We start from the raw sequence: 2,200 nt of genomic DNA, 5'->3' as shown, positions 1-2,200 counted from the left end.
TCTATAACAACACGTCTGAAGTTAAACCTGATATTTTGTCGACTGATACCCATGGGGCAAATAGATATAATTTTGCCATACTCCACTTTTTTGGTTATCAATTTGCGCCACGATACAAAACCTTTAAAGACCATTTTGAGAAAATGTTTCAGGTCGAAAACGCTGAAGATATCGAGCAGCTGATCTCTTTAAGGGTTCCGATTGATTGGGAGTTAATCACAAGAGAATGGGAGAATATTTGTCGATTGATGATTTCACTAGGGCAGCACAAAACCAGTCAAAGTGTATTAATCAAGAAGCTTTGCCGGTATAAATCGAACACAGCTACCCTTAAAGCTTTGGCGGAATATGACAGAGCAATAAAAGCGCAATACATACTGGATTATATTGATAGTGAAACACTTCGTCGGCATGTTCAACGTGCTCTCAATCGAGGCGAAGCATTCCACCAGTTAAGGCGTGTAATAGCTGAAACGAACGGTAAGAAATTCAGAGGCAGTCATCATGCAGAGTTAACACTGTGGAATGAGTGTGCGCGCTTGATTGCCAATTGTGTTATTCACTATAACGCTCAAATTCTCTCAGAACTCAAAGAATTCAATGAGCACGAAGGGCGCTCGGAAAACCTAGAGGCGTTAAAACGAATATCGCCTGTAGCCTGGTTTCATATCAATTTTTCGGGATTTTATTCCTTTGCTGACTCTGAAAATAGCCATGATTTCTCAGCGCTAGCCAGAACAGTTCATTTAGAAGCATAATAAATCTAAATTTGAGGTGATTTTTTGCAGCCGTAAATTACGGAGGAGAAGAAGTGAAGCTAGGCTTTGTAAAAACGTAGTGCCTCTGCATAGTGAGTATTGTAAGGATTACAGCGCATTAAGCGAAAAATATCGCATTTATGCACAAACCCCCGATATCACAACCATCATTTAAAAAACTAACGTTAAAAACATCATTAGTAAGTCCAGTACTTAAGTCTCGTTCTATGTTTGCAATTTGAGATTCAATGATTGTTTTCGTATTACCGTCATTATCACTAACGATATATGCAGGGATACCTAGACTACAGGCCATCTTAACAAAAGGAGGGTAATTTTTCCCTGCAACACTTATGCAATTGATACCCACGCTATAACATGAAAAACCAAAATATTTTTCAAAGAAAATAGGAGCTAATTGCTCTTCACTAACACCTTCAAATAATATGATAGCTTTGGCAAATAATAGTTCACCTCTATATCGCATTACATCTCTTTGTAATTTATTTAAATCTTTAGGAGTAAAACTATCTCCTAATGACTTTACTCTTACGCCAGAATGTAAATTAACTAAAGATCTTAAATCAGTCAGCTTACTTTCTGCCGCTAAGTAAGGAGAGTGTGTACTAATGATTACTTGTCCTTTAACTGATGCGAGCTGTTTGTATAAAGTTCTTTGCGCATTGGGGTGCAAGTGAGCTTCAGGCTCTTCTGCTGCAACTATCGGAAAAAAACATTCTTCCTCTTTTTCGTGTTTTTTTTCTGAAAGTTCTAAAAATGCTTTAACCGTTAACATTGAAGCCCAACTACGAGTTCCCATTCCATGATATTCCATAGAAAATGAGTTTGTCGCCCCATCACCAAAATATATCGAAAATATTTTTGATAAATCTCTTATTTTTTTAGGGAAAGGCCTAATATCTGTTTGGCCTTGACCTTCAAAAGATTGGCTCAATGAATCCAAATGTGTTTTTAAATCAGTTAATACTGAACTAGTTTCAACTGCTTTATCATTTAGTTCTTGGATTAGTTCTTCTAAAGCATCTTTATCTTCACTGGTAAAATCTATTTCGGATAACACTTTACCTACATAAGATGTTTTCTCACGAAGCTCCTGATGTATATCTCGTTGTGCATCTATTGAAATAAAAGGCATTGCATCGATACGCTTAGTAATTTTTTTATTAATTTGGGTGGAATTATCAGTCCAACTTTCAAATTCATTCCAACCTGATAATGGATAGCGAATAACTTTATAGCCACCTTTTATGCTGTCTTTTTCACAAACTGTCCGAATAGCAACAAATGCATCACTACTAGTGTCAAAATGTATTAAGTCAGCAAAAGCTTCAATCCACTCATCTGAAAATTTATTACACTCGCCCCAATCGTCAGTAGTTTCTTTATATTCTGTAGGTTTGATACAAACATCAACAATAATT

General features: G+C 36.3%; 2 protein-coding genes. One reads left to right on the top strand and one right to left on the bottom strand.

Going from position 1 to position 2,200, the window contains the following annotated elements; translation table 11 throughout:
• Positions 1-758 (top strand): Tn3 family transposase (locus tag CDZ78_RS19240; RefSeq protein WP_140414233.1); only part of this gene is annotated, 758 nt, incomplete at its 5' end.
• Positions 759-876: 118 nt separating this feature from the next.
• Here CDZ78_RS19240 and CDZ78_RS19235 read toward each other — a convergent pair.
• The coding region (locus tag CDZ78_RS19235; protein WP_140414232.1) for an ATP-dependent nuclease at positions 877-2,200 on the bottom strand (1,324 nt) is incomplete at its 5' end.

Source organism: Bathymodiolus platifrons methanotrophic gill symbiont (assembly GCF_002189065.1).
Taxonomy (GTDB): domain Bacteria; phylum Pseudomonadota; class Gammaproteobacteria; order Methylococcales; family Methylomonadaceae; genus Methyloprofundus.
The sequence above is the reverse complement of the archived record's forward strand: the minus strand, read 5'-3'. Positions and strand labels throughout refer to the sequence as shown.